The organism is Anaerococcus murdochii, assembly GCF_019957155.1.
Taxonomy (GTDB): Bacteria; Bacillota; Clostridia; order Tissierellales; family Peptoniphilaceae; genus Anaerococcus; species Anaerococcus murdochii.
Genome location: NZ_JAIPME010000002.1, coordinates 2037857 through 2064111 on the forward strand (window position 1 = coordinate 2037857; position 26255 = coordinate 2064111).

At 30.3% G+C, this 26255-nt stretch carries 31 protein-coding genes and 3 pseudogenes; all 34 read right to left on the minus strand.

Translation table 11 applies throughout. The features are described 5' to 3' along the window. Positions 1-127 precede the first annotated feature (127 nt). Positions 128-442 (minus strand): DUF3847 domain-containing protein, encoded by a 315-nt coding sequence (locus K8P03_RS10260; protein WP_070654291.1) that lies wholly within the window; start codon positions 440-442, stop codon positions 128-130. A 60-nt stretch (positions 443-502) separates the two neighbouring features. Next, positions 503-1063 carry a restriction endonuclease subunit S gene (locus K8P03_RS10265; protein WP_004825180.1) on the minus strand — a complete coding sequence of 187 codons (561 nt, stop codon included), beginning with the start codon at positions 1061-1063 and terminating at the stop codon, positions 503-505. Next, on the minus strand, positions 1014-1535 hold the full coding sequence (locus K8P03_RS10270; protein WP_004825311.1) for a restriction endonuclease subunit S: 522 nt from the start codon (positions 1533-1535) through the stop codon (positions 1014-1016). Before K8P03_RS10270 ends, K8P03_RS10265 begins: the two co-directional genes overlap by 50 nt. Continuing rightward, complete coding sequence (locus K8P03_RS10275) at positions 1516-2421, minus strand: HsdM family class I SAM-dependent methyltransferase (RefSeq protein WP_223420561.1); 906 nt, start codon at positions 2419-2421, stop codon at positions 1516-1518. Before K8P03_RS10275 ends, K8P03_RS10270 begins: the two co-directional genes overlap by 20 nt. Before the next feature lie 201 nt (positions 2422-2622). Then, the gene (locus K8P03_RS10280) at positions 2623-3012 is read right to left on the minus strand and encodes a hypothetical protein (RefSeq protein WP_001041172.1); all 390 of its coding nucleotides are present in this window, start codon (positions 3010-3012) and stop codon (positions 2623-2625) included. Between the two features lie 45 nt (positions 3013-3057). Continuing rightward, the gene (locus K8P03_RS10285) at positions 3058-3582 is read right to left on the minus strand and encodes a phosphotransferase (RefSeq protein ID WP_001176020.1); all 525 of its coding nucleotides are present in this window, start codon (positions 3580-3582) and stop codon (positions 3058-3060) included. A 216-nt stretch (positions 3583-3798) separates the two neighbouring features. Continuing rightward, positions 3799-4530 carry a 23S rRNA (adenine(2058)-N(6))-methyltransferase Erm(A) gene (gene erm(A), locus K8P03_RS10290; protein ID WP_000810833.1) on the minus strand — a complete coding sequence of 244 codons (732 nt, stop codon included), beginning with the start codon at positions 4528-4530 and terminating at the stop codon, positions 3799-3801. A 57-nt stretch (positions 4531-4587) separates the two neighbouring features. Next, positions 4588-4713: an erythromycin resistance leader peptide gene (locus tag K8P03_RS11315; protein ID WP_106384406.1), complete on the minus strand. Its 126-nt coding sequence runs from the start codon at positions 4711-4713 to the stop codon at positions 4588-4590. A 403-nt stretch (positions 4714-5116) separates the two neighbouring features. Further along, a complete protein-coding gene (locus tag K8P03_RS10300; protein ID WP_000700631.1) occupies positions 5117-5596 on the minus strand; it encodes a Csac_0668 family 2Fe-2S cluster-binding (seleno)protein in 480 nt (159 codons plus the stop codon). Between the two features lie 398 nt (positions 5597-5994). After that, positions 5995-6944: pseudogene (locus K8P03_RS10305) on the minus strand (IS3 family transposase); the annotation flags it as partial. Between the two features lie 12 nt (positions 6945-6956). Next, entirely contained in the window at positions 6957-7985 is a 1029-nt protein-coding gene (locus tag K8P03_RS10310) for an N-6 DNA methylase (protein WP_223420562.1), read from the minus strand. Between the two features lie 3 nt (positions 7986-7988). Beyond that, positions 7989-8207 carry a helix-turn-helix domain-containing protein gene (locus K8P03_RS10315; RefSeq protein ID WP_004825248.1) on the minus strand — a complete coding sequence of 73 codons (219 nt, stop codon included), beginning with the start codon at positions 8205-8207 and terminating at the stop codon, positions 7989-7991. Positions 8208-8324: 117 nt separating this feature from the next. Next, positions 8325-8483 carry a Maff2 family mobile element protein gene (locus K8P03_RS10320; RefSeq protein ID WP_004825242.1) on the minus strand — a complete coding sequence of 53 codons (159 nt, stop codon included), beginning with the start codon at positions 8481-8483 and terminating at the stop codon, positions 8325-8327. A gap of 1 nt (position 8484) precedes the next feature. Continuing rightward, on the minus strand, positions 8485-8796 hold the full coding sequence (locus K8P03_RS10325) for a single-stranded DNA-binding protein (RefSeq protein WP_223420563.1): 312 nt from the start codon (positions 8794-8796) through the stop codon (positions 8485-8487). Between the two features lie 188 nt (positions 8797-8984). Beyond that, complete coding sequence (locus K8P03_RS10330) at positions 8985-9260, minus strand: hypothetical protein (protein WP_223420564.1); 276 nt, start codon at positions 9258-9260, stop codon at positions 8985-8987. A gap of 18 nt (positions 9261-9278) precedes the next feature. After that, positions 9279-10517 (minus strand): annotated as a pseudogene (locus K8P03_RS10335) (VirD4-like conjugal transfer protein, CD1115 family); the annotation flags it as partial. A gap of 41 nt (positions 10518-10558) precedes the next feature. Continuing rightward, a complete protein-coding gene (locus K8P03_RS10340) occupies positions 10559-10723 on the minus strand; it encodes a transposon-encoded TnpW family protein (protein ID WP_223417560.1) in 165 nt (54 codons plus the stop codon). Between the two features lie 105 nt (positions 10724-10828). Continuing rightward, positions 10829-11314 (minus strand): GNAT family N-acetyltransferase, encoded by a 486-nt coding sequence (locus tag K8P03_RS10345; RefSeq protein ID WP_084230741.1) that lies wholly within the window; start codon positions 11312-11314, stop codon positions 10829-10831. Positions 11315-11435: 121 nt separating this feature from the next. After that, complete coding sequence (gene mobQ, locus K8P03_RS10350; protein WP_223417562.1) at positions 11436-13076, minus strand: MobQ family relaxase; 1641 nt, start codon at positions 13074-13076, stop codon at positions 11436-11438. A 380-nt stretch (positions 13077-13456) separates the two neighbouring features. Then, entirely contained in the window at positions 13457-13852 is a 396-nt protein-coding gene (locus tag K8P03_RS10355; protein WP_223417563.1) for a hypothetical protein, read from the minus strand. Positions 13853-13934: 82 nt separating this feature from the next. Continuing rightward, positions 13935-14348: a sigma factor-like helix-turn-helix DNA-binding protein gene (locus K8P03_RS10360; protein WP_223417564.1), complete on the minus strand. Its 414-nt coding sequence runs from the start codon at positions 14346-14348 to the stop codon at positions 13935-13937. A 289-nt stretch (positions 14349-14637) separates the two neighbouring features. Beyond that, the gene (locus tag K8P03_RS10365) at positions 14638-15990 is read right to left on the minus strand and encodes an MATE family efflux transporter (protein ID WP_223417565.1); all 1353 of its coding nucleotides are present in this window, start codon (positions 15988-15990) and stop codon (positions 14638-14640) included. A gap of 500 nt (positions 15991-16490) precedes the next feature. Beyond that, positions 16491-18149 (minus strand): recombinase family protein, encoded by a 1659-nt coding sequence (locus K8P03_RS10370; protein ID WP_000069113.1) that lies wholly within the window; start codon positions 18147-18149, stop codon positions 16491-16493. A 54-nt stretch (positions 18150-18203) separates the two neighbouring features. Continuing rightward, positions 18204-18770 (minus strand): annotated as a pseudogene (locus K8P03_RS10375) (type IV secretory system conjugative DNA transfer family protein); the annotation flags it as partial. Further along, positions 18763-19497 (minus strand): phage antirepressor Ant, encoded by a 735-nt coding sequence (locus K8P03_RS10380; protein ID WP_017644371.1) that lies wholly within the window; start codon positions 19495-19497, stop codon positions 18763-18765. The gene K8P03_RS10380 and the pseudogene K8P03_RS10375, both read right to left, overlap by 8 nt. Then, positions 19494-19979, minus strand: coding sequence for a PcfB family protein (locus K8P03_RS10385; protein WP_000606600.1), 486 nt, complete (start codon positions 19977-19979; stop codon positions 19494-19496). The genes K8P03_RS10380 and K8P03_RS10385 overlap by 4 nt, the downstream gene beginning before the upstream one ends. After that, complete coding sequence (locus K8P03_RS10390) at positions 19972-20799, minus strand: ATP-binding protein (RefSeq protein WP_223417571.1); 828 nt, start codon at positions 20797-20799, stop codon at positions 19972-19974. The genes K8P03_RS10385 and K8P03_RS10390 overlap by 8 nt, the downstream gene beginning before the upstream one ends. Continuing rightward, positions 20796-21569 carry a replication initiator protein A gene (locus K8P03_RS10395; RefSeq protein ID WP_223420565.1) on the minus strand — a complete coding sequence of 258 codons (774 nt, stop codon included), beginning with the start codon at positions 21567-21569 and terminating at the stop codon, positions 20796-20798. Before K8P03_RS10395 ends, K8P03_RS10390 begins: the two co-directional genes overlap by 4 nt. Before the next feature lie 159 nt (positions 21570-21728). After that, positions 21729-22847 carry an N-6 DNA methylase gene (locus tag K8P03_RS10400; RefSeq protein ID WP_223420566.1) on the minus strand — a complete coding sequence of 373 codons (1119 nt, stop codon included), beginning with the start codon at positions 22845-22847 and terminating at the stop codon, positions 21729-21731. A 2-nt stretch (positions 22848-22849) separates the two neighbouring features. Then, positions 22850-23086 (minus strand): helix-turn-helix domain-containing protein, encoded by a 237-nt coding sequence (locus tag K8P03_RS10405; RefSeq protein WP_060802421.1) that lies wholly within the window; start codon positions 23084-23086, stop codon positions 22850-22852. A gap of 216 nt (positions 23087-23302) precedes the next feature. Next, a complete protein-coding gene (locus K8P03_RS10410; RefSeq protein WP_223420567.1) occupies positions 23303-23665 on the minus strand; it encodes a helix-turn-helix transcriptional regulator in 363 nt (120 codons plus the stop codon). Between the two features lie 26 nt (positions 23666-23691). After that, positions 23692-23856, minus strand: a complete 165-nt coding sequence (locus K8P03_RS10415; RefSeq protein ID WP_223420568.1) for a hypothetical protein — start codon at positions 23854-23856, stop codon at positions 23692-23694. Positions 23857-23984: 128 nt separating this feature from the next. Next, the gene (locus tag K8P03_RS10420; RefSeq protein WP_060802422.1) at positions 23985-24572 is read right to left on the minus strand and encodes a type IV toxin-antitoxin system AbiEi family antitoxin domain-containing protein; all 588 of its coding nucleotides are present in this window, start codon (positions 24570-24572) and stop codon (positions 23985-23987) included. 622 nt (positions 24573-25194) lie between these two features. Beyond that, a complete protein-coding gene (locus K8P03_RS10425; RefSeq protein ID WP_223420569.1) occupies positions 25195-25800 on the minus strand; it encodes a CPBP family intramembrane glutamic endopeptidase in 606 nt (201 codons plus the stop codon). Between the last annotated feature and the right edge of the window lie 455 nt (positions 25801-26255).

Here is a 26255-nt window from a genome sequence, read left to right on the forward strand (position 1 = left end):
CCTTAGCGAGTTTATTTACCCTTGACTTTTAAAAAGCGAATGGTTGTTGCTCCCTGCAAGGGTTTGGCTCCGCAGGACGCAAGCACCCTTTAGGGTGTATAATTGCGCCCTTGTAACCAAGGGACAATTATGTTATTTCATCTTTAGATGATTTTTCTACACTATCATCTATTCTTTCTTCTAAAATTCCCATTATGTTTAATCTTATTTCTTCACCATTTAATGATTTCATTAATTTATAAAATTCATCTTTTGTTAAACCTATACTTTCTTCAAAAATACTTTCTAACACTGCTCCTTTTTCTATAAGTCTTTTGTTTCTTGCTTTTCTTTCTTGTTCATTAAGTTTTTTCTTCAACTGTCTTTTTTGATTTTGTAATTGCTTAATGCTTTCTTCTTTCTTTTCAATCTGTTCTTCAATACTTAATCTTTTACTTGTCATAATGTGTCCTTTCTTACAATAAAAAAAACGACTAGATTTTTATTTCTAATCGTTTTTAATTCAAACACAATGAATTTCTCTATTGCAATTTTCTTTTATTTTTTCAATATATTTCTCCATATAATCCCAATCGGGATTACCATGAACATCTACTGGTAGTTTTATCTTTTCTTTCTTTAACAAATCGGGAAATAGTCCATAACTATAAGAATATTTATCAGTCAATGTGTCTAAACACGATACTAAAAATAGACATGCTTTCTCACTCAAATGTCTTGTATCAATATAATAAATATCTCTTCCAGATACAAAGTTTTCTTTTTGATAAAAGAATGATGCATTCTCTGCACCAAATGATATAACTCCCTTAGGGCTAGGAGTCATTTTTTTAGTTTCAGTAACTCTATATTTTATACCATTATTAAATTTTGTTCTTACTACATAAGGAATACCGTTCTCATCTTCAACGACTTCTCTTGCATGAAGCACGTCAGGCTTTTTAATATTTTCAAATAAATCACCAACTATAAACTCTTTCCATTTTGAAGTATCAACCTTATTTAATTTTGCATTATTTAAATAGCTTGTAAGATTGCTTGTACTCTCTCTCTCTGGTTTCAAGCCTTTTCATTGCTTCTTCCATGAAATTCCAATCTGGTGTTTCATCGTCTAATGCTGGTAAAAGTATATTTTCTTTTTTTATACTATCACTAGATCCCATATCGTTATATTGGTACTTTATCTTTAAACTTTCTCTTATTACAGAAGCAATAAATAACCCGTTAAATTTATTTAGATTGTCATTATATAAAAGCATTATTGATGACCCTCCACCACCTCTTCCCAAAAAATCTTTTGGTTGGTAAAATGTACTACCATCAACTGGACTTACTGTTATACAATTTCCTTTATCTAAATCTTCATCATCAATAGGCTCTCTGTAACTATCGACACCATTATTATAATTTCCAGAAGATACAAAAGGTATCTCTCCCTCATTATATTTTTTTACACTTCTTGATTTAGGTCTTTTTACAGTAAATAACTTCTCTATTTCAAAAGGTTTCCAATCATCAATCTTTATTTTCTTCATTTTCTCCACCTACATCTAGCATGAGTTTACCATCTTTATATTCTGATTTATACAAAACTTGATTTAAAAGTTTTTCATTAAATTCTTTTACGTCAATTTTTTCTTCAAAGAGTATAAAGTCTATAATGGTCTTTTTAAAATCTTCTTCATATATTTCAAAAGGTTTCTGTGGTTTTTGATATGATAAATATTCTTTTGAATCTATCCATTGGTGTGTATTATATTTTGTATCTACTTTTGTTCTTGCAACTTTTAGCCAATATTTTTCTATTTCTTTCCACTTATTTTTTATATCATGCCTACCTTGATTTTTAACTCTTTCAAGTCCATCATCTTCCATATAGCAAGCAAATATTTTTTTATCTTTTTGTGGTTTTCCAGTTTCAAAAACAAATACACTTGTTGTTACTCCTGCATCAAAAAGTTTTTCTGGTAATTTTATAATCATATCAAGTGTATGTCTTTTTAATAATGACTGCATTCTATCTTTTTCCAGTTTCTTATCTGGTAAAATAAATGCACATTTAGTACCAGCAGGAACATTGTCTAATACATTTGTAACTATTTTTTTACAACCATATTTTCTTTCGTATGGAGGATTCATCAATACTTTAGTTATGTTTTTAGATTTGATCCATTTACAAGCTTCTTTTTCCCTTGTATCGTATTGTTCCAAATTTGTCTTACCGTCTTTATGAATAAGCATATTAGCACAAGCTAGGGCGAAAATTTCTCTATCAAACTCGATACCATAAAGTTTATTTTGTTTTATATCTTCTGCTTCTTTTGTATTTACTCCACCAACTTCTTTTATCATATTTGCCATTGCTTTTACTAAAAACGCTCCGCTGCCTGCACAATGATCTAAAATTTTCAATTCTAACAAGTCTTTTTCAGTATTTTTAACTTCATAAAAACCTCTTTGGCAATAATGCCTAATTCTTCTTTAGTTGTTAAAATTTTTTATTTTACCATCATCGTTCCCCTGATTTTCAATTAATCTTCTTAGGTTATATAAGAAGTACATATCTTTTTAATCTTAAAGTTTTTAAGTCTTAATTTTAAAATTTTCAATCTTAGATATTATTTAAATCATTCCAAAATGCTCTAAAGCATCTTCGATTGCTTTTTCTTTTTCTTCTGGGCAATTTGGCACTCTTTGATTTTCTTTCTTACTAAAATTATAATTTTCTCTCTCTATTAGACCATGTTTCCTTTTTATTTGTGCAATATATAGGCTTGAAACTTTTAGTACGTATTTATCTAACACATACTTTTTAATTTCTCCATAAGTTGCGTCTTTTGAAAAGTCAATTTCAGATAATTCATCTTCCCCTATTTCTATATCTAAATGATGTTCTGTATTTAGTTTGGACAACAGAGCTACCGTCTCAACATGCCCTGAAGTTCCAAAGTTCCGTAACTTTTTATGATTAATTATACTGAAAGCAATTTGATATAATTCTTGTTTATTCATTTTCTTCTCCAATATTATTTAGCTTAATAATACGTTATTCTTTTTTCAAAACACTAAGTTATTCAGTTCACCATCAAGAACTTTTATAGTTTCATTTCTTTCCTTATCCTCTTGATTGTCATATAAAAGTTGTTCAATAAACTCCCATATATCTTCTAGTTTACGTCTAATATGATAGAATAACAAAGCATCCGTATTGATTAAAAAATCTTTGTGTAATTTCAGGTATATGTTCATAAATACATCATAATATGGCTTATCAACAAAAAACATGAGATCAGCTTTTACTGGAGCCAATTTCAAGCCTTCCCAGTCAATTAGAACTAACTGCTCATCCCGTTGCATCAAGTTCCAATTATGAATATCTGTATGGCATAGGGCCATTTTAGGATTACTTCGTCTTAGAATCTCCGACAGTCCTTCAACTCTGTCAATAGATTGTTCAAGGGGTTTTATGTGTGCCCCAAGCAAGCATTTTAAGTCCATGGGAAGACTGGCGCATTCTTTACGCAATACTTGTTTTAGCTGTTTCAGAAATGGCAAGCTAAAATCTTCCCTAATTAGTTGCACATATACCTACTATATCAATAAATTTTGAGTTATCATTGACTATATTAGTTGCTATTATCAGAATAGTCGTCGATAACTATATTTTCGTGCAAATATGCAAATAAGTAAAATGATAATTATGTTATATCATAATAATTGAAAATAATAGAATGCATTTTTCAATGTAATAAGATTAAGCGTTCTCTTAAAGTTAGAGAACGCTTAATTATTTTTAATTTATTGAAATAATTTGTAACTATTGAAAACAGACAAAAATTGTTCATTGGATAATTTATCAAGATCAGTAACATTCGCATGCTTCAGCACCTGTCTTAATTGATTTTTAGTAAAAAGAACATGATATTCCCTGTTTACCCATTTATAAACGAAAAATCTATACTTTTTGTAGTCCTTCTTTAAAATAAATGGTTTATGCCTTTCAAGTACAATCAATACAGAATCTACATTAGGCTTAGGGTGAAAATATGCTCGTGGCACTTTTTTAAGAATTTTTATATCCATTTCCACCATTAACAGCAAACCTAAAGCTCGTTGGGTATTTTGCAACCTTTTAGCAAATCCCCTCTCTACAATAAGGTAGCTATATTTCGCTTGACTATCAAAAGCAATCTTTTTTACAATATCAGTACTAATATTGTAGGGAATATTACCAAATATTTTATAGTCTGTATTTTTAGGAAAGCTAAACTTCAAAATATCCTCATGAATAACTTTTATATTCTGAAAAGGTTCAACTGCTTTTTTCGTGGCATGACATAAACCTTCATCAATCTCTATAGCATTCACCCGTTGACTCATTTCCACAAGTTCCTTGGTAAAATGTCCTTTTCCTGACCCAATTTCTATTATTTTATCTTGTTTATTGATATTCGTATATTTTAATATTTCCTTTACATGCTTTTTAGATGTAATGAAATTTTGCGTATTTTTCGGGTTTTTCTGTTTCATTATAACCTTCTCCTTGCCGGTTATAATGAACTAATCTTAAGAGCTCATTATAACCAATTATTTTTGGTTTGGTTGATAATGAAATCTCTCATTAACAAATATAGAAAACATACCCATACCTTTACCTCCTTTAATTTTTTTCATTATAAATGAGATAAAGTAATATCTACTACTGCAATACATGTACACATATTTAACTCCTCCTTATGCAACTGATTATATCACTTTTAATTTCTCTATTCAATAAAGTTCTGTGCTAATCTACCTCACCCTATGGATTTTTAATCCCGAAACATCAAATGTCATCTGTCAAATGCCCTATTTAAAAGGGTCAAAAAACGGTATTTTTTAGCCTGTTTTTGACCCAATTTTCGTACTCAAACCACTACATGTTGTGGTTGACTCCTATTATTCCTTGTCCAAACCACAATACGTCATCAGAATTGCTGCTTCAACGTGTGTCGAGTTGCCTTGATAGCTATCAAAACTGCATTCTCAACCCCTAAGGTTATGGGGAACATATCCACGCTCGTAGATGGAAACATATCAAAGATTGGCTCTCGTTTGTAGAACATATCGACTGTAATTATTTCATTTTCAAGCCTTTATCGATAGCTTCCTGAATAATCTTATGACAACAAACTCCCAACGGATTGTTTTCTTTACAATTAGAATTTTTCATTGCCCCAGTGATGGCATTTACTTCTTTTACGGATTTCGCGCCATGCTTTACAACTGCTTCAATTACCTGATTTTCTGTGACTTCGCTACAATAACAAGCATACTTAGGATCTGCATCTTTCTTAAACCAGATAGGAACTCTAACTTGGTCTTTCAAGAATTTTATTTCATTATCTAAGTTATAGTAAACAACGTCGCAGTCCTCGTTCATGCAAATCTTATATTGATCTCCGTTAACAGCATTACGATAATCATCTACCACTAGATGTTCAACAGTTACTTTACTAACGGAAATCCCTTCATTATTACATACAGGACAATTGTCTTTAATTTGATCCGGCTTTTCTGTTTTGCATCCACAACAACATTCATTATTAATCTTCATATTCTTAGCCTCCATATTTTCATTATAATTTCTTTTTTAAACTAGGTAAAACCAATTTCATATACTTGTCATTTATTAATAGCGTCAAACATTTTAGCTGGTGTTAATTTACTTAGCTCCCTGTTGTCAGCCAACGCACGTGTAGCTTTTTTGTGTATAAACACATCAGCGTCATGTTACCCATTGCTCGGCATTCTTCTAATGAACCCAAATACATGGAATGGCAACCCTTTTTTAGACAATTTATAACCGAACATTATCAAGCTTGAAAGTTTCTTTAGATTATAAAATATATTCTCAGACAATCAAGGGTAAAGGCTTCGCCCAAATTTCGTTGAAATTTGCCCTTGACAGTCTGTTCATATATTTTATTTAATTTATGAAACTTCCAGAGCTTTTTATTCTGCTTTTCTATATTCTACTGGTGTTTTATATCCTAAAGATCCATGAATTCTTAGGTTATTATACCAATATACGTATTCTGCTAATTTTAGATTAAGTTCTTGGAAATTAGTAAAGTTCTCCTGATATATGAATTCTGTCTTCATTACTTTATTGACTGCTTCGCTTACTGCGTTATCATATGGGCTTCCTTTTTTACTTAGCGATCTTTTTATCCCAAATACCTTTAATATTTCTTCTATTTTTATATTTTTAAATTCTCTTCCTCTGTCTGTGTGAAATATTTTTATACGATTTAGTGGCTGCCTTATTGAGTAAAATGCTTCTGCTACTAGATTTGCATCTTTGTTTTTACCTGATGAGTATCCTATTATTTCACGGCTGTTTAAGTCTATTATTAAACATATATAATTCCATGTTTTTCCTACTCTTACATATGTTAGGTCGCTTACTATTGCTTCTAAATAGTCTCTATTGTCAAATTATCTATTTAAAAGGTTAGGGATGTCTTCTTCGTTGCATTTGGATCTTATTACTTTATATTGTGCTACTGTATAGTTTGAGATTAGGCCATTTTTCTTCATTATTCGGCCTATTTTTCTTCTCGATATTTTATATCCAATTTTCCCTAGTTCTTTTTTTATTTTGCGTGTTCCATAGTTGTTTCTACTTCTTCTGAATATTTCTTTTATTTCTTCTATTAGTTTTTCATCTTCATCTAATTTCACATCTTTTTCTTTGTTCAAATGATAATAGACTAAACTTCTTGTGACCCCAAGTAGTCTACACATTGCACTAATGTTATATTTATCTCGGTTCGAGATAATGAGGTCTATTTTTTGCCTAACAGTAGTGCAGCTTGCTTTAAAATATCATTCTCCATTTCAACCTGTTTCAATTTTTTACGAAGTCTGATTATCTCTTTTTGTTTCGCATCCACATTATCAAAATGGTTACTCTAAGCAGCACACCAACTATTTATTTTTTGAGTTTTAAACTTTTGTAGAAGTCTTGAACTCTTTATATTTACATAACTATTTGCCTCTATCACTATTATGACACGAAACCCGCAAGTAGCGTCAAGTAAACGGTCGTTATAAGTTATCTCTAGTAAATCGTACATAAATGAAGTGATATGCTCTGGGGTAAATACTTGACCACTTTCAGACTTTTTCTTGTATCTATTAAATTCATTAAAGAAAATGCCCATTACATCTTCGCCGTTCCAGTTATCTGAGTTTATGGACTCTGCGATTTCTATGATACAGTCAATAAATGTATTTATATCATCTTGATTTTCTACAATGTTCATTTTTATTTCACTGTACACCTCAAGCAAAATATCTATTTTAAGATTTTGTTTTCTATGATCTTGAAGTGATTTTGCTAAAGTATCATATATTTTATTTCTAAATGGTTCATATCCATTATCTTTTATTGCTTCAAGATTGCCGCCAAACCTTTCTACTACCAAGGCTGAAGCTGTAAATATCATTCTATGATATAAATTCTTAATTCCGAATTTAAAGTGTAGTAAATCATTTATTCTTTTTGTTAGAGTGAAAATTTTGTTTTTATCTATATAATTTTCTTTAAACAAATCAATATAGTATTGCTTGTGTTGAAGTTTATTAGCTACTCTTATGAGTTCCTTGTTTTTATATATAGCGATTTCTTTGCCATTGTACAAAATTCCAACAGTTTTTTTATATTTGCTTGAAATTATGTCTATATTTTTCATTAGCTCATCAATAAAAATTTGTTTGCTAATATCTCTTTCTTCTGATTTTGTTTCAAGGATTATTGCTACATCATTCATGTTTTTAGGTAAATACCAACCATCTGGCTTATCTGAATATCCTTTAAACCCTAATTGATTAAAAGTAGTTATTTGACCAGTCCCTTGATCAACATTTTCTTCAGCTTCATCAAAGCCTAATACTAATTTCGCATAATCCCTGACTTGATCTTCTGTCCTTAAACTCATTTTCTAATCCTCTTCACTAAAATTGTCTTCAAAACTAATAATATCATTAGGGGTGCAAGATAGAGCCTTACATATTCTTTCTAAATTCTTAAATGTAATTGGTTTATCCTTGCCCATTTGTGCCATAACATTTGTTGTAAGTCCTGCCATAGCTATTACATCAGTTTTCTTTAAACCTTTTTTTGCTAACTGTATCCATAATGGTTTATAGTTAAGTGCCATAATATCCCTCTTTTTCTGTTCATTAGATTTATTTAATTATAGCATAAATATTGACTTCATTCAATCTTACATTGATTTAGTGATTTGTTTTAGAGAATTTGTTGTGTTATTCCGTCCTTATTTTGCCATAAATTGCTTAATACCTTGAGATTTAGCACCAGGGTTATCATTACCATAACCTTCCATCAAGTTAATAACTCCCCATGCTCCTAAACCTGCACCAATTGCAGTTACAAGTGTCTTTAAAACTCCAACTCCAGCTGTAAAAAATTCCATATTATTCCTCCTCGTTTTCTTTCTTATTTTCTATTTTATTTAGTGATTTAACTATAAAATTATTGTAGACCTTATCTCCTTTTTTATTTTCTTTGAAATATCCAAAGACATGGATTAGATCTCCTTTTTCAAATTCTTTTGCAATTTCTACCTTTTCTCCATATACTGAGCAATTTGTATATTCTTTGCCCTTTCCATAATTTTTAACAAGAGCAAAATTTGCTACCTGAACACTTTCTCCATCTTTTTCAAATTCTGAGAATTCAGCTTCCTTAACTAAATTTGCATTAATATTTATCATTTCTCTATCCATTAATTTCTTCTCCTTAATCTATAAATTTCAATTAAAAAAGCGACTGAACTTATATTTCAATCGCTAAATGTCTAATATATTAAATTGTTTTGTGGGGCTTCTTATCCTTACCATTTTTACCTCCTAATTTTGAGTATAAAAATAGACGATAGAGTTTTTAATTTCTATCGCCTATCAACACTTTATTTCTAGTCTTCTAAAATCGATACTTCAAGGTCTATCGCTTTAAATGTAACAGTTATTCCTACTTCTTCTTTTACTGTTTTTTCAAATAGCTCAGCAATATCATATGGGGACATATCATATATATCTTCATACCATTCATTACTTTCATCGTACATTGTCTCACATATTGCTTCAATATAATTTTTCTTATCCATTGTGAGTTCTGTATCACTTTCCAAAATAAACTGCACACCATTTATATTTAATATAATTAAAGATGATTTTCTATTTTCACACATTTTGCTTTCTCCGTAAAATCAAATGTTTAACCTATTTATTTTATAACTTGATTTTAACTTTACCTTATCTCTGTTTTTTAAATACTCTTCAACATCAAACAAGTTTTTCTTATCATAATCTTCCAATAACTTATAATTCTTATGTTTTGTAATATCGAATTTATCAGACAAGAAAGGTCTTACTCCTCTTAGCTGGTATATACACTTACCACCATCCATTACAGTTATTTCATCTTGGCTCATAAGTTCCTTGCCAGTCTTTTGATAATTTAGTCCAAACGATTTTTGGTTGGATCTTGTTTCTGACGTGTTGTATAGGTCTATGGTTTCTTTTCCTAAGGTTTCAGATAACTCTTTTACTGTTGTTTTTTCCTTTCCTCCTAGAAAGAGTGTAGAGTCGCAGTTACCAACTATTGTATCTGCATGGTCTTTGTAAATTGCTTTTAATTGAGATTGTGCTTGCAGTATTATGCTTGCTGATATTTCTCTTGAACGAATTGTTGCTATTAGTTTTTCAAATTTAGGAATCAAACCGATATTTGCAAACTCATCAAGTAGACATCTTACATGAACTGGAAGTCTTCCACCATACACATCATCTGCCTTATCACATAGTAGATTAAATAATTGGGAATACATTATTGAAACTACAAAGTTAAAGGTATCATCTGTATCTGATATTATTACGAACAAGGCAGTTTTCCTATCTCCAATTTTATCAAGCTCTAGTTCATCTTCACTCATTAGCTCTCTAAGCTCTCTTATATCAAAAGGTGCAAGTCTTGCTCCACATGATATTAAAATTGACTTGGCAGTTTTTCCTGCTGCCAGCTTATATTTCTTATATTGCTTAACTGCAAAATGACTTGGGTCTTTCTTTTCAAGAGCTTCAAAGAGCCTATCAATTGGGTTCATATAGGTTTCGTCATCTTCTCTAACCTCACTTGCGTCAATCATATCCAAAAGTGTCTTAAAGTTCTTTTCTTCTTCTGGTGCTTCATAATAGATATAACCGATGAGAGCAGTGTAATATAGCTTCTCAGCCTTTACCCAGAAATCTTCTCCTGCCTTTTCTCCATCTCCCTTGGTATTAGCAATAATTGTTTGGACAAGCTTTAAAATATCTTTTTCACTTCTCAAATATGCAAAGGGATTGTATTTCATAGATTTTTTAAAGTTTATTGTGTTTAAAATCTTTATGTCATATCCATTTTCATAAAGCATTTTTCCACACTCTAACACAAGTGTCCCTTTTGGGAAGATTTGTCAAGGACATAAACAAAATTTCTTTGATAAATTTATATCTTTTCCGCTTCCCTATTAATTAGTTTTAGTATTTTATCTTTGTATGTTTCGCCTGTTCCTTGCTTGAAATGTAGGTTTACAGTGTATTTTGTCTTTCCAATATCCATAATTAACTGTTTATTAGGTGGTGCTTTTATTTCTCTTTTTTCTTCTTCCATAAGTCCTCCTTTCCGTTTTTTAGGCAAAGAAAAAACAGTAAACCTTTTTTGATTTACTGTTCCTGTGTTAGTTATTATTAAATTATTCAATTTACAAAATTGGATTTACCTATTTTCAATCATCAATTCTTTACATTCCCATTCTTTTCCCAAAACATTATATTTTTCTGTTTTATCAAGAATTACATCATCAAAACCAACTGCTTTATAACATAAATATGCTGGTTCATTATTTTCAAAAACGCTTAATGAAACCTTTTTTGCTCCATAGATTTCAAATGCAAACTTTAAACCTAACTGAAGCATTACCTTCCCATATCCTTTGCCACGATGTGAAGGGTCAACAACTATGAAACCAAACCTCAATTCATCAAAGTTTTCTAAAGGTCTTCTCATTGTAAAAAAACCTATTATATTATCATCTTCAATAGCTGTAAAAGCCATTAGATTATTAACAAAATCAAATTTTTCTTTTGTTATTGGATATTCTCCCAAAACACCAGCAGACCATTTGTAAAAAGACATTTCATCTTTACTCCAAGAAAGAATTGTATCTGCATCATTTATATTATAAGGTCTTAATCTCAACATTACTTACCTCCGTAACTGCAATTTATTTGTTAACATTAACTAATATTATACCATTTTTACGCCTTTTTTTCTATATTAGCTTTATATGCCACTTGACAGTTACCTATAAAGTTAAAATATCCTACCTTTCCTCATTTCTATAATAATCTTTTGTTTTTTCTTTTTTCTTTTCGTATTTTTCCTGTTGCTCTTGGTACTTTTTAATCTGTGCAATTACGCTTGGTTTCTCTCCACGCTTAATTGCCTTGTCTATCTCTATAGATGAATCTATTCCATAATCATCATTGACTATCTTTACCGCATATTTGATATGGTTAATATTTTCGTATTCTTCTTTGATAGCTTGAGAGTCTTTATTGAGCTTAGTAATTTCATCTTCAAGGCTTTTCATTTCTTTTTGCCAATCTTTGCTCTTAATCGCAGATGAGCCTGTTATTTTTTCAAGGATTGCCCTTGCTCTTTTGTATTTGTCTATTTCCTCTTTATGGGAATTGTAAAAGCTATCTTTGAATAGAGTTTTATTGTTCCATTCATCGTAGGTTGCCTTGTTGTCTTTGATAATATCTGCATAAGTAAAACACTTATTTAAGTTTTCTATTCTTTTGCTTTTAACTTTAACTTCTTGATGGATGTTCTTATTTTCTGATTGAAGAGTGCCTATTTTTTCTTGCAAGTCTGCTATGGTTTGTAGCTTATTATCTCTAAGATAATAGATTGCTTTTGAAAATCTTCTAAGGTCAGCAGCCATCTTTTTATTGCTTGCATAAGGCTTTAATTCTTTGGCTTTTTCTCCCTGTAAGTCGTGATAGATAGAAATGTATTCATAGAGATTAAAGAGTTCTGCTTTGTTCTCCAGTTCGTCTTTTTTCTCTTGCTTATATTCATCATACTTGGATTGAAGTTTTCCAACTAATGATCCTATCCAAAAAGTAAGTTTTGATAGTTCTTCTTTTAATTTCTTAAACTCCAAATTAAAAGCTATGATTTTTCGGTTGTGATTTCCTCTTTCGGTTTTAATTCCTTTTTTCTCCATCTGATAGCTTGCTGTTCCTAAATGTATTTGTGGAAGTTCTTCTCTTCCCTGTTCTTCAAAGGTGCGTGGATCTATTCTTTTGTCAATTCCGTTTTTCTCTAAATATTCATTAGCCTTTTTAGAAAAATCTTCTCTCCACTTTTTTGCCTTGTCAGGTTCATTCCAATCATTTAAATTTACTTTTCTTGATTTATAGTTTCCACTTTTTAGTTTTATCTTTTCTCCGTTTTCATCAAGGATATATTCTTTTCTGCATTTGGGTTTCCATTTTCCCTCACTATCAATTTCTCTAAGAGTAAGTAGGATATGGGCATGTGGTTGTTCTTCGTTATCGCTTGCTAAGGGATTATGGATATTACAGTCCGCTATCATTCCTTTAGAAGTAAAATTTTCTTCAATAAATTCACTGATGAGTTTTATCCTATCTTCTTGATTTAATTCTCTTGGAAGTGTAAAAAGTAAATTTCTTGCAAGCTGTGAATTTTTGCTTTTCTCTATTTTCTCTACACTGTTCCATAGATATTCCCTGTTTGAAAATTTTTTAGGGATATGTTCAGGCAGAAATATTTTTGAAAATACAAGGTCTTCTTTTTTAGAATAGTCATGAACTTTTCCATAGTGTTCATCATTCAATTTATCTCTTGCGTTATATGCAGCTTTCGCAATTACGCTTGCTCCTTTTGACCTTGTAACTATATCTACATGGGTATGCAAACTTTTTGCTTCCATTTATGGTATGCTCCTTTCTGCTTTAATATTTTTAGAATTAGCAGATAGGTTATCTTACTTTCATCTGCTCATTTGCTTTCTTTCGATATTTTATTTAACTGTTTTCTTATCTCTATATGTCGGAAGTATCTTCGCTCCCTTTTTCAAAGGGCGCAAAGATACACCGACTACATTCGGTGCTTTGCGTTCTTTCAGAAAGCTATACGCTCCGCTAAGGAAACAAAAACGCTAAAGCATTTTTATTTGTTCAATGGGGCTACTCCCCCTTAACCCCTGTGGACTTTGTTTTTTGTAGATTTTTCAAATCAACAAAAAAACAAAGTGTTAAAATGATTTCACTCTGCTATGCTCTAATTTTCTTATTTAATTTTTCCGATTGCTTATATCTCATCTTCAAATTCTTCCAAGTCCTTTTCAGTTTCTTCATCGTCTATCCCATTGTTTTCATTTTCAGTATTTGAAGTTTCTTCTAAAGATATTCCCTTTTCGCTTAAATGCTTTTCAGTTAGTTCCTTTAATTTTTCTCTATATCTGTTATCTGAAAATACATAGTCTAAAAAGGCATAGATTAAATCATTATCTGTATTTTCTTCTGCACCTGTTATTTGTCTTTCAAACTTTTCAAATACTCCACCTTTCTCTACTTTTCTTTTTGTATCTGCACTTCTTTTCAGTTTGCTTTTTTTCTGTTTTAATAACTTAATCTTATTTTCTGCTTGTTCTTTTTTCTTAGTTTCTTTTTCTAATTGGCTGATTACATTATCTAATTCTTTCATTGTCATTTCCTCCGTTCTAATGTTTTGTATTGAAAAAGGCTAAATACCTTTTTATGGGTAAATAGCCTTTCTCTTTCTACTCTTAGATTTTATCTTTTAAAATCTTTCTCAGTTTTTCTAAAATTTTATCCCTCCTTTTTCCAATTGTTTGATAGCTTACTTTTTCTTTTTTACCGATTGACCTTAGACTTTCTTCTCTGTAGAAGATGGCTTCCATTAACTCTTGTTCTTCTTTTGTTAGAGTATTTAATGCTCTATGAAGTTCTTCAATTTGCATTTTTACTTCTACAATTTTTTCTAAGTCTATTTTTTCATCTATGATGTTATCTACAAAGTGTCCGTCATAATCCAGTACCGAAAATGATATAACATTATACTTCCAATCTTTTCTTTGGAGATACTTTTCATGCTCTGTTATCTTCCAGTAGGCTTTGTAGACTTCTTCGCTTACAGGTACGGCTTTGCCTTTCACATAAAGGTAATATTCTTTAGCCACTTAGTTATCCTCCTTTTTTAAGTTCTCTGTTTTGCTTTTTGAGAATAAAAAAGGAGGACTTCTACACTTTGACGTAAAAAGTCCTCCGAAAATAACAATTAAATTAACTCTTATTGTTATTAGATTATTTAATTGTTCAAGAAAATATTCATATAAAAACGAACCAAAAAGGCATTATCAACCATAATCTATTTAAAAAATATGAATATACGCTCATTCACATTACCTCCTTAGCTATTTCTACACTTAGATGCCTCCTTATTTTTTAATCAACAGATGTAATTCCTAATTACAAATTGTTTTTTATTGCTAATCTTAATTTTTTATGAATGCTAATAGCAAAAGGAATTGTGATGATTGTTGTTATCAAATCTGAAATTGTTTGAGCATATATAACACCATTTAATCCCATAAGTTTAGGCAACAATAAAATGATAGGGATAAACACAATTCCTTGTCGCAATGAGTTTAGAAATACTCCCCCTAACGCCTTTCCTGTAGACAAATACAAGGTAGAGTAAGTAAACTGAAAACCAAATGTTATAAACATAATTACGGCTGCTCGTAATGCCAGCACTGCTATATTTAATACATTTTCATCAGTCCCAAATATAGATAATATACTTGGTGCAAATATATAAACCATCACAGTCCACACTACACAAAATACATTTGTCCATTTAACACTTGCCTTTATAGCTTCTCTCACTCTTTCATAATTCTTAGCTCCGTAATTAAATCCAGCTAACGGTTGAAGTCCTTTCATATATCCGAATACAACATTTGTTCCTAATGTTACAATCCTAAGAACAATACCCATTGCAGCTATTGCTTCTTCTCCATAAAAGGACGCTGCATAAGATATTTTGCTGATAGATATTGTTTGTAGAATTTGAAGTATTAACATGGATATACCTATCTTTAATATCTCCTTGTAAATTGCAACTGTTGGTTTAAAGTTAGGTAACTTTATCTCAATTAAATTTTTATCTCCTACAAAGTAAATGAGATACATTAGACTGGTTATCACTCTGGCTATGAGTGTCGCAATAGCTGCACCTCTCACTCCTAAATTAAGTCCGAATATGAATATCGGATCTAAAATCATATTTGATATAGAGCCTAAAATCATGGCTTTCAAAGAAATTTTAGCAGCCCCTTGTGCAACAGCTAAGTTACCAACCGTTACATTTATTGCACCCAAAATGCCACCTACTATGAATATCCCTGTATAAGACTTAGAGATTTCAATAATAGATGGTATGGCTCCCATAAATTTCAAAACGCCATCTAAATAGCAAAACAATACAATAGCTGTAACTATCCCTAAAATTGCACTTGTTAGTAGAGCAACTGTCGCTACAATACTTGCTTCTTTTTTATTATTTCCTCCAAGTAGCCTTGATATATAAGAGCCTGCTCCTGCACCAAATGTTAATCCTATCCCTAAAAAAATAAGTTGAATCGGAAAGGCAACGGAAACAGCAGCTACTGCTTCTTTACCAAGTCCGGACACAAAATATGTGTCCACAACATTGTATAAGGCAGCTACCAACAAACTGATAACCTTAGGCATACCTAATTTAAAAAGTGCTGTATTAATATTTTCTTCCTTCAAAATTTTTATTCTGCTTTCGTTCATTTAAAATTTCTCCACTTCTCAATATTTTATTTTCTGTATTTATGCAACAAAAAAAGGCATAAATACAAAATAGTATCTGCCTTTTGTTCAATAATTTATAAAACAAAAGGCTACAGACAAAACATTGCCTATAGCCTTTTACATTCTATTTATATATCGAGAAATGCACACAAAAACAAAGCCAACTAAATGACCTAATTTTTTGTATTTCCCGATGAAATCTTAAATGTAATTTATTTGCTATACTCTGTACAATGTTTCATCGGTTTCATTTGTACAGAGTTAAGTTTGTTCTTAGGATGATTTCTTAAATAAATTCTCATAACAATTCCCTTTCCATATATTATAATATTTTATCATATTCTTCAAAAATCGTCAAAAATCCATCATTACATACTACCAATTTTCGTCTTTTCTTTTACCTCTTCCAATTATATATAATTGTATTCGTGTTTCTTTTTTCGTTGCCCATCTATTTCATCAAGTTCTTCCTGTATAAGTTATTTAGGTTCTTCTTGTGACACTTCAAACTTGCCAATAAAATTAAAGTACACATCAACTTGTTGTTTTCTGTCTTTTCCTTTTCTTCCCCCTGTGGCTTCATGGACTACAACTTTTTCTATATACTCATTTATCATTGGTACTGTCAGTTCCTCAATGTCTGTATATTTCTCTATCATTTTTAGGAACTTATCTGTGTCAATTTTTCTCTGATGATAGCTTTCTATTTCTTGCTCAAAATACTGTATTTGTTTTTCTAAATCTTGTTGCTCAGTATCATAAACATTAAATAATCTATCAAAGTGTTTTACAGGAATTTTTCCAAGTGCATGGTCTTCATATAGTTTTGTAATAAGGGTTGTTAGTTCTGCATTTCTTGATGATAGTTTTTCTAATTTCTCTTTATCTCCTTGATACTTTTCTTCTCTTTTTTCATCAGATAACTTATTCATCACTTTTAGAAACTCTTGCTTATCTTCTTTTGCAAAATTGGTTATTTCTTTAATTGATTTTAAGAGAATTTCATTCACTGTTTTTAATTTGATGTAGTGGATACTGCAAGTTCCTTTTCTGTGTCTATAATGTTGACATACAAAGCAATAATCACAATCGTATTTCTTTTCTTTATGTTCTGCCGGCTCTCTGTAACTTAATTTACCACCGCAATCTGCACAGATTAAAAGTCCTGTAAGTGGATTTGATGTTGTTCCATACTTTGGACTTCTTCTCACTGTTTTTCTTAACCTTTGAGCATTATTCCATGTTTCTTCATCAATAATGGCTTCGTGAGTGTTCTTGAAGATAATTAGTTCATCTTCTTTCGCCTTTCTGCGTTTCTTGGTTTTGTAATCAAGGCATATTGTTTTACCAAGAACAGTGTGTCCCATGTATTCTCTTTTTTCCAAAATGTAGCCAACTGTTGTCGGCGTCCAAAAATATGGATCGTCTATTCCTCTTTTCTTGGAACTATGATTATTTTCAGGATAATGTATTTCTGCATAGGCTGACGGAATAAGGACTTTATCTTTGGTTAGTATCTCTGCTATCTGTGTTACTCCATATCCCTCTATAACAAGCCTGTAAATGCGTTTTACGACCTTTGAACTCTCTTTATCGACAAGTAGCTCCTGTTTGTTCTTAGGGTTTCTGTAATAGCCGTATGGAACGCTTGGTGATACTCTTTTACCCTCTTCCATTCTTGCTCTAAATATGGATTGTATTTTTCTTGAGGTATCTCTTGCATACCATTCGTTCATAATGTTTAGAAATGGTGTAAAGTCGCTTTCTGCTTGTTTCTCACTATCTATTCCGTTATTGATAGCAATAAACCTTACTCCCTTTTCTTTGAACAGTATTTCGGTATAAAAACCTACTTTGAGGTAATCTCTGCCAAACCTACTCATATCTTTTACTATCACAGTAGAAATTTTATTTTCTTCTACTGCTTTTATCATCTTTTGAAATCCATCTCTATCAAAGGTTGTTCCACTCACTCCATCATCGGTATAGTGATAGATATTTACAAAGCCATTTCTTTTAGCATAATTTTCAAGTAGCTGCTTCTGATTTGTGATGGAATTGCTTTCTCCTTGCATTTCATCATCACGACTTAAACGCTCATAAAGGGCTGTTTGTCCTGTTCTATTCATATTTGACATGAGAATTACCTCCTTTCCAAGTTTTTATTATTTTCTCTGTCCCTAAGAGGTTAATCCTTTAGGGTCTGTTACTACATAGGAAGAGTGCATTTGCATTAGATTAGGCTTTACATAAAATCTTGTCTTTCCTGATCCAGAACCTCCTATTACTAATACATTTTTATTTCTAGCATATTTAGGATTTTTAGGTCTTGAGTTCATTGTTAGTCTTTCGGTATTAGTTATTAGTACATTGTTTTCAAACTTTGGGTCAATATATGGAGCAATATCCTTACTTTCTCCCCATCTTGCAGATCCATATTCCTTACCTTGCCTATATTTCTTTTTATTTTTTCCTTTGCTATAAACAGTTAGCTTAACAAGACCAGCAACTGAAATACCTACTAACAAGTCCCTTGGATTAAGGCTTGGTATATAAGATAAAGTTCCTATATCAGAAATTCCCACCATTATTCTATCAACAATATCTCCTCCAACATAAGAATTGATGTGCTTAGAAAAGATATTTCCAATGTAAAAAAATGATAAATAAGGAATGTTTGATAATATAAATTTCTTTGGGTTGTCTATTTTAATTAAGTTTTTAATATCAGAAAGAATGGCTTCTAATATCTTATTCATCGTAGAAACCTTCACTATCTAATAAAATTAGTAGGTAGTGTCTTCCCTTTGGTGTTATAAATGTTTGTATTCCTACAAGTGTACCTAATGGATCAACCCATTCCTTTACTTCAAAATATCCCTTATTCTTATCTGCATAAGGTAAGAGTTTCTTTTTCTTATCTCTGTAAATTAATCCTTTATCCATTAAAAAACTTATAAACTGATTTTGTGGTATTCCTAATTCTTTGGCAGTATTTCTAAAGTTTGTAAGTAGGTTAAAATCAACTAATTTGTCATAATAGTCTGCCTTTGGTCTTAATTCTTCAATCTCTTCTTCTCTTTCGGCAATAATTCTATTGGCTACCAGAATTGCATCTGCAAGTAGCTCTTCATTTGTTTTCTTTTCTTGTCCTGCTATATATCCTCCATTTTTTCTAATACTTGGTAAAACTTCTCTAGTTACCCAAGCTTTGAATATTTTTGCTTGTGGTAGTTTTGATGAAAGAATAAGCGAATACAATCCTGATTCGTTAATTATTGAAATATTCTGTATTCCTCCAGGGGTGTTCCATTTCGTTACACCCTTATCTTCTTCATCTACATGGTCATAAACAGCTTTTCTTGGATTGACATATCCTAACATCGTTGCTACTTCATTAGCTATAAAGAAAAACTCACCGTCTTTTTCTATAACAGTGAGTTTCCCAAAATTCTTATTTTCAAATGTTTTTAGATTACTTATCATAAGCTTTGCTCCTTATGTTTATTTTTAACTTTATCTTTACTAATGGTGTCCTTAGCCATATCTTTAAACTTATTTATAGTCTTCGTTATTGAATCTTTTCTATCGGCCTTTCTTTCAGAAGCCTTAACTGCTTTTTTAAAGGCGTGTTCCATTACCTTTATATCCTTAGATTGAAAAAACACAGAGTGGTTGCCAGTTTCCTTATCTTTCATAACAGAAAACTTCACTCCGTGTTTATTTAAAATTTTCTTTAGTTCTTTTAACTCAGGATCTTTTAGATTAATTTCTTCTAACTGTCCCTTTTTAACCATATCTTTTAGTTTTACTTCTTCTCCGTTATTTTTTATTACATTTTTCAAGCCTCCTTGTTCTTCTATTTGCTTGTGGACTTTCTTTAAGGCATCGAGAATTGCTTTACTTGTTGCTTTTGCAAGTCTCACTTCAAGATTAAGACTTGACCTAGATACTTCTTCATTAATCATCTATTCCACCTCCATATAAAAGTAACTCTTTGTATTTTCTTAACTTCTCCTGATGTATTTTTCTTCTAAAATCTTCTCCCGTAACTTTAACTGGTATTGTCATTTCAAGTATTCTTGAATATATCCTCTGATACTCAAGTTCAATATTAGGATTTTGAATAATTTCCAATGATAAGTTTGTAGTAAAAATTGTCGGCCTGCCTTTTAAGTATCTTGAGTTTATAATGTTATATACTTGTTCTCTTGCATAAGATGTATCCCTTTCAATTCCAAGGTCATCTAATATTAACAAGGGAATATTTGATAGGTTATTTATAATTTCATTTGAATCTAGCTTAAATGCTGATTTTTGTATTTGGTTTATAACCTGAGATAAATTCATAATCTTAACTTTAACTTGTTCTCTTTCAATTAATTCATTTGCAATAGAACAAGCAAGATAAGTCTTTCCACTGCCAACATCTCCGTAAAATAAAAGTCCAACATTGTCTTCCTTCATTTGTTCAAAGCTTTTAGCATAGTTGTAAGCAACCTTATAGGCTTGACTTTTTTCATTTAAAAATCTCTCAAAAGTATATTGGTGTTGGTTTGGCGATGAAAAACAATCTTTTTTTAGCGATGATATTCTCGTTAATATTTCTCTTTCTGCATTTTCCTTATCTCTTTTTATTTCACATTCACATTTAATTCTTGGAATAAACTTTGTAAATCCAAGGTCAAGTAATTCTCCATCGACTCTTTTACCACATAATTTACAATAGATATGTCCATTTTTTTCAATATCATTTTCTCTTAATACAAAATCTTTTAAGTTTTTCATAAACTCTCTCCTATATCGTAATTCATTTTTCTTGTTGATTTGTCATTAATGCTTTTCGCCTGATCATTAAGATACCAATTGATTATCGTTGCCTTGTGATCTTGATAAACTCTGTTATTTGCTTTCATGTAAGATGACAACCTATCAATATATTCACTAATTCTACTTCCTAACTCATTTGTTAAGTCCTTGTATTCTTCATCAGTCAAAAATATATTTTTATATATTCCATAAGGCTTTTGACCTTTACTAAAATCATTATTTCTTAACTCATTATTATTAATATTGTTATAGTTACCTTCCGATTTTCGAAAATCTTGACTTTCGATATTCGAATCTCTTGAATTTCGATTATCGAACTTCTGGAATTTTGTTTTTCGAACTTCTTGATTTTTTAATTCCATATTAGTAAATATGCTCATAAAGTCTTTAACATAGATTCTATTAGGCTTTCCAAGTCCTTGTCTTTTCTTTTCAATCAGTCCTATCCCTGATTTAATATCAAGTTCAGCTATTAATTTATTTGCTTTTTCACTCGCACAATTAAATTGCTCTTTTATACTTTCAATTGTGTAGTAAATAAAGACTTTTCCATCTTCATCTATCCAGCCATTTTTATATGAAAGGCCCATTCGATTAAGCATATATGAATACAAAACTTTTGCTTCAATAGATATGTTCTCAAAAATCTCATCTTCCATTAATACCATAGGTAACCTAATGAAGTTGTACATCTCAGATTGCCTATTATAAAAATAATCAAAATTCATTCCTGCCTCCTTTCTTTGAAATAAAAAAGACGACAGAATTTTTGATTTTCTATCGTCTGAGATTTACATATTAAATTTTCATCACAAAATAAGACTCTTTAAAGAATCCTTAGTTTTATTGGTATGCTATTTACAATACCCATTGTTAAAATGGATACTCTAAGCAGCACACCAACTATTTATTTTTTGAGTTTTAAACTTTGGTAGAAGTCTTGAACTCCTTATATTTACATAACTATTTGCCTCTATCACTATTATGACACGAAACCCACATGCAGGATCTAATATAGTATATTTATTATGTTCTTTTAAGAATCCTAAAGTAGTTTTATCCAAAATGTATTCTACAAGAAAATTAGGAGTGTAAAATGCATTATCTTTTGCTCTTGCTTCTCGCCCAAGTAATATCTCATAGATATTACTTATTAACTCTACCGGAATAATATTAAAATCATACAGCGCAAATAGTGACAATTGACCATCATTCATCGAAATAGTTCCAGATAAAAAATCTGCAAGCATATTAAATACATCTTGCGTTAATTCGGGGCATTCAATTTCATTACCTAAATCGAAAAGATTTCCATTAAATTTTGATTTTAGATATTTAAATAAATTGTATATTGAACTTTTGTTCCTTAAGTATTTCATAAGTTCATTCTTTGATTGCTCAATATCAGCAGAAAAATTTTCATAAGCAAGGTCAACCCCTCGATCTATCAAAAACCTTATAAAAATGAGTCTCAACACTAACTTTGTAGCAAAGCCTATATGATAGGTGTTTTTTAACTCTTCCGTCAAATAAGTAATATTAGCTAACAAATAATTATTTAATTTATTATTTGAAAATCCTTTTGAAAACTTTTCCCAGAAAATAGGGTTTGTTATTTCTAAATAGGAAAATTCCGTTGCAACAGAACATGTGTCTAACGGGATTTCCGTTGCCATCTCAAGAAAATATGATGTTAAATTCAAAGAAAATCCATTATATATTTTAACTGTTTGATCATCACAAAGCATAGCAACAGGAATTTGTGCATTCCAAACTTGTTTACTGATAGTTTTAAAGGAAACTTCATCGAAAAGATTGTCAAAAAAAAGAATGAATGGGTTTCCATCTATAAAATAAATTGCGTACGGTTTTATCTCATGAACAATTTTAGATATATGATGATTATAGTCATAATCATTAAATTCACTATAATAAATAAGATTTTTAGAATTTTTAAAACCAAGTCTTCTAATAACGATTTCTATTGGCAATTCATATCCTTTCATTTTTAAACATCCCTCCTTTCTTTTTTTTCTGGGTCTTCAACAAATAATAAATATGTTTCTATCTCTAAAGCATCTGCTATTTTCTGTACATTATCCAAAGCAATGCTTCTTTTTTTACACTCTAATGCACTTATATATGTTCTATGCAATCCGGATTTTTCAGCAAAAGCTTCTTGTGATAAACCCATTTCATTTCGATATTTTTTAACGTTTTTAGAAAAAACTTCTATGATATCCATTATACACTACCTCTATTCTTTTAATATTTTATCACTGTTGAATACAATTAGTCAACATACAATAAGTAACACTTCATAAGAATAGTAATATAATTTCCAAACTATCTCAACTGTTTCCTTGTCATAAACATATATCTCTTTCATAACTTCATTAATCCAGTCTAAAAACAGCTAAGTATATAAATGAATCTTCTTCATCCATTATATAATCATATCCTACGACAAAGATTTTACATTACCAAACTCTTCAAATTTTTCTCTTGGTACTTTTTCAACCAGTCTATCCCAAACTTTTGGGAAATTTGAACTTTTAGTTACATCCGATTTAACACCTTCTACTTTAAGCGCTTTCTTTTTCTCAATCTTAATATCCATTTGATTTCCTCCTTGAACTGAAATTGAAAAATAGATTCTTGGGAAATATTGATACTTTTGTCCTCTTTTTACTTGTCCTGGAGTTAGCTTATGAAAATTTTTAAAAACTAAGGCAAAAGAATCAAGAGAATTATAGCCATATTTTATTGCGATATCTATAATTCGTTTATCTGAATTTTTTAAATAAATTGCAGCATTTGTCATCTTTTTAACTTTATATATTCAGATAATTAATATCCTGATGTGATTGAAAATATTCTTGAAAACATTGGAAATGAGTATCCTATTATCTGTGTTATTTCCTTTTCATCAAGTTCATCAGTCAAGTTATCTTCAATATAGTCTATTGCTAAGTTAAAAGATTTCATTATATCCATATTCCTACCACTTTTCATTTAAATTGTACAAAGATTTATTAAATTATACCCGATAATGCTAATACAAATATTATAGCATCACATGTTTATACTATTTTTCTTCTCTGTAAGACTTCTTATCTTGCCCTTTATACTCTCTATATTAATCACGATAATACCTCCATATATTTCCTAATTTCATCTTCTATTTTAAATAGTCTACTGTATTTTATGAGTCGTCTTAGATTTTTATTTGGTGATCTGAAGTATCTTTTTAAGGCTTCTGTGAAAATTTGCTTATCTATTTTTTCTCTGTCGATTATGATGTCACAAATTGTTCGATCTATATCGTAAACTGCAATAAAATTGCCTTGTGGCGATTTAATTTTTGTCTTTCCTAGTTCGTATAAATCTTTTTTTACATAGTGAACTTGTAGATCCTCATATCTTTTTTTGATATGGCTTGCATTATATCCTTGGGGTACAGATATATGAAATACATTTGGAGTCCCGTCGGATAGGTCGTGGAGGTATAGGGCTGTTTGATGGGAAAATATAATTCGATTACTATTAGATGATATTAAAACAAAATCGTCTATTACTTTTCCTTTTAATTGATATAGTCCCGGTCTTAATCTTTCTAATTGTCCGCTTTTTGTTAATTCTGATAAATTATGCCTAGTATATCCAAGTTTTTCTGCTTCTTTGTTAGTGATTACTAAATTTTCTTGTATATATTCTTTAAGTGTATCCATAGTCCACCTCCTCTCGTTTACGCTTTTATTATATGTTATAAAAGCGAATATGTAAAGTTGGCTATTAGAGTTTTGTATTTTGAAAAGGATGTAACGAATCCTTACTCCCTTTCAATAAAAAAAGAGCAGCTTTTTAAGCCACTCTTGTAGAAAGTACAAAATGAGTTTATCTTATTTTTTGTGTTTCCTCATACCAGTCTCAAAACTACTCTTACGTCCATGTAGTTTTTTTGAGTCTTTTTGACGTATCCTTCTTCATCTTTATCGAAAACAAAATGCTTATAAAACTGCTTAAAATGCAGGATTTCTAAATTTATATCTTTTGTATCACCGCTATGGTCTCCACATGGCTTAAGTGGTCAGTATGGATAAAATCTAATATGTCAATAAAAGTCGCATAAAAAAAACAACATACAAAATCTGATGTCGGTTTATTTTTAGATTATAGATTTTCATTCTATCTATAGGTGTCCTATTATATTTTCTATATTATCTTAATTTACTTGGATTCTTGTTTAAAAGTCCTTATATTTATCTTATCAGAATACATATCCATAATTAATTTATAAAAATAAAAAAGACATAGGCTATAGATAAACTCTAAGCTCATGTCTTACTAAATTTAAAGAAAAAATGCAACATATAAACCAGCTACTAAATTAGACACTGTATGTATGATAAAACTTGGAATAATTGATCCCTCTGATAACTTCTCGTTGATATATCCCATAGCATAGGCTATACACCCTGTAACAAAAATAATTAAAAGAGATTTTAATACACCTACAATAGGAAAAAACATCACTCCGTGAACCAGTCCAAACAATATTGATTGTATAAGATTTCCATTATTAAATCCTATTTTACTAACTAGCCTTTTAAGTGCAAATCCCCTAAACAAAATCTCCTCAGGTAAAGCAGTGTTAAGGGCTGCATAAATTATAATAGGCAAAATAGCCTTGAATCTAAGTCCCGCAAACTCGCTAGTTGCATTATTAACTCCACTTAGACTATTTAGAAGAATTATGCCTATTATTAGATAGATAATGGTTACTATAAATATTGATAATATCAAAGTCTTGTCTACCCTTTTAATTCTTTTAAGCCCTATCCATTCTGTAAATTTCTGATTTTTTCTAACTTTAAAATACCAATAAGCAAATGGTATAAGTGAAAATAAAACGATTTGAATTAAACTACTAATAAGTTTGTTAATTGCTAAACTCATAATTCCTCCTTGATATAATATAAAAATACATTTATATTATGCCCATATATTCATATTTAAAACTTGAGAAATGTAAAATATTTTCTTCACCTATATATAAACCTTATCTATAAATTATAATATTTGATTAAATCTCTTAAGTTAATTGCCTTTTGAATATTTTTCATAACACCCTTTTGATATCTCAGCTAACAGCTCTTTAGGCAATGGCCTATAATATGGCAGCCTTACGTAGCTTTAGTTATATCATAATCTGTTAATTTATCCCTAAAATATTCAGTTCCTTCCTCTCCTAGATATACTCCTATATGATTTTTTGACGAAGCAAATTGAATAATATTTTTACCCTTCCAATATGTGGGTATACTCGAAAACGTTTCTGTACTTTCTCATCAGGTATTTTCATGAGTATTCCACCCCTGCAGTCCTCGCTTTTTATTTCGATCAATGCAAAC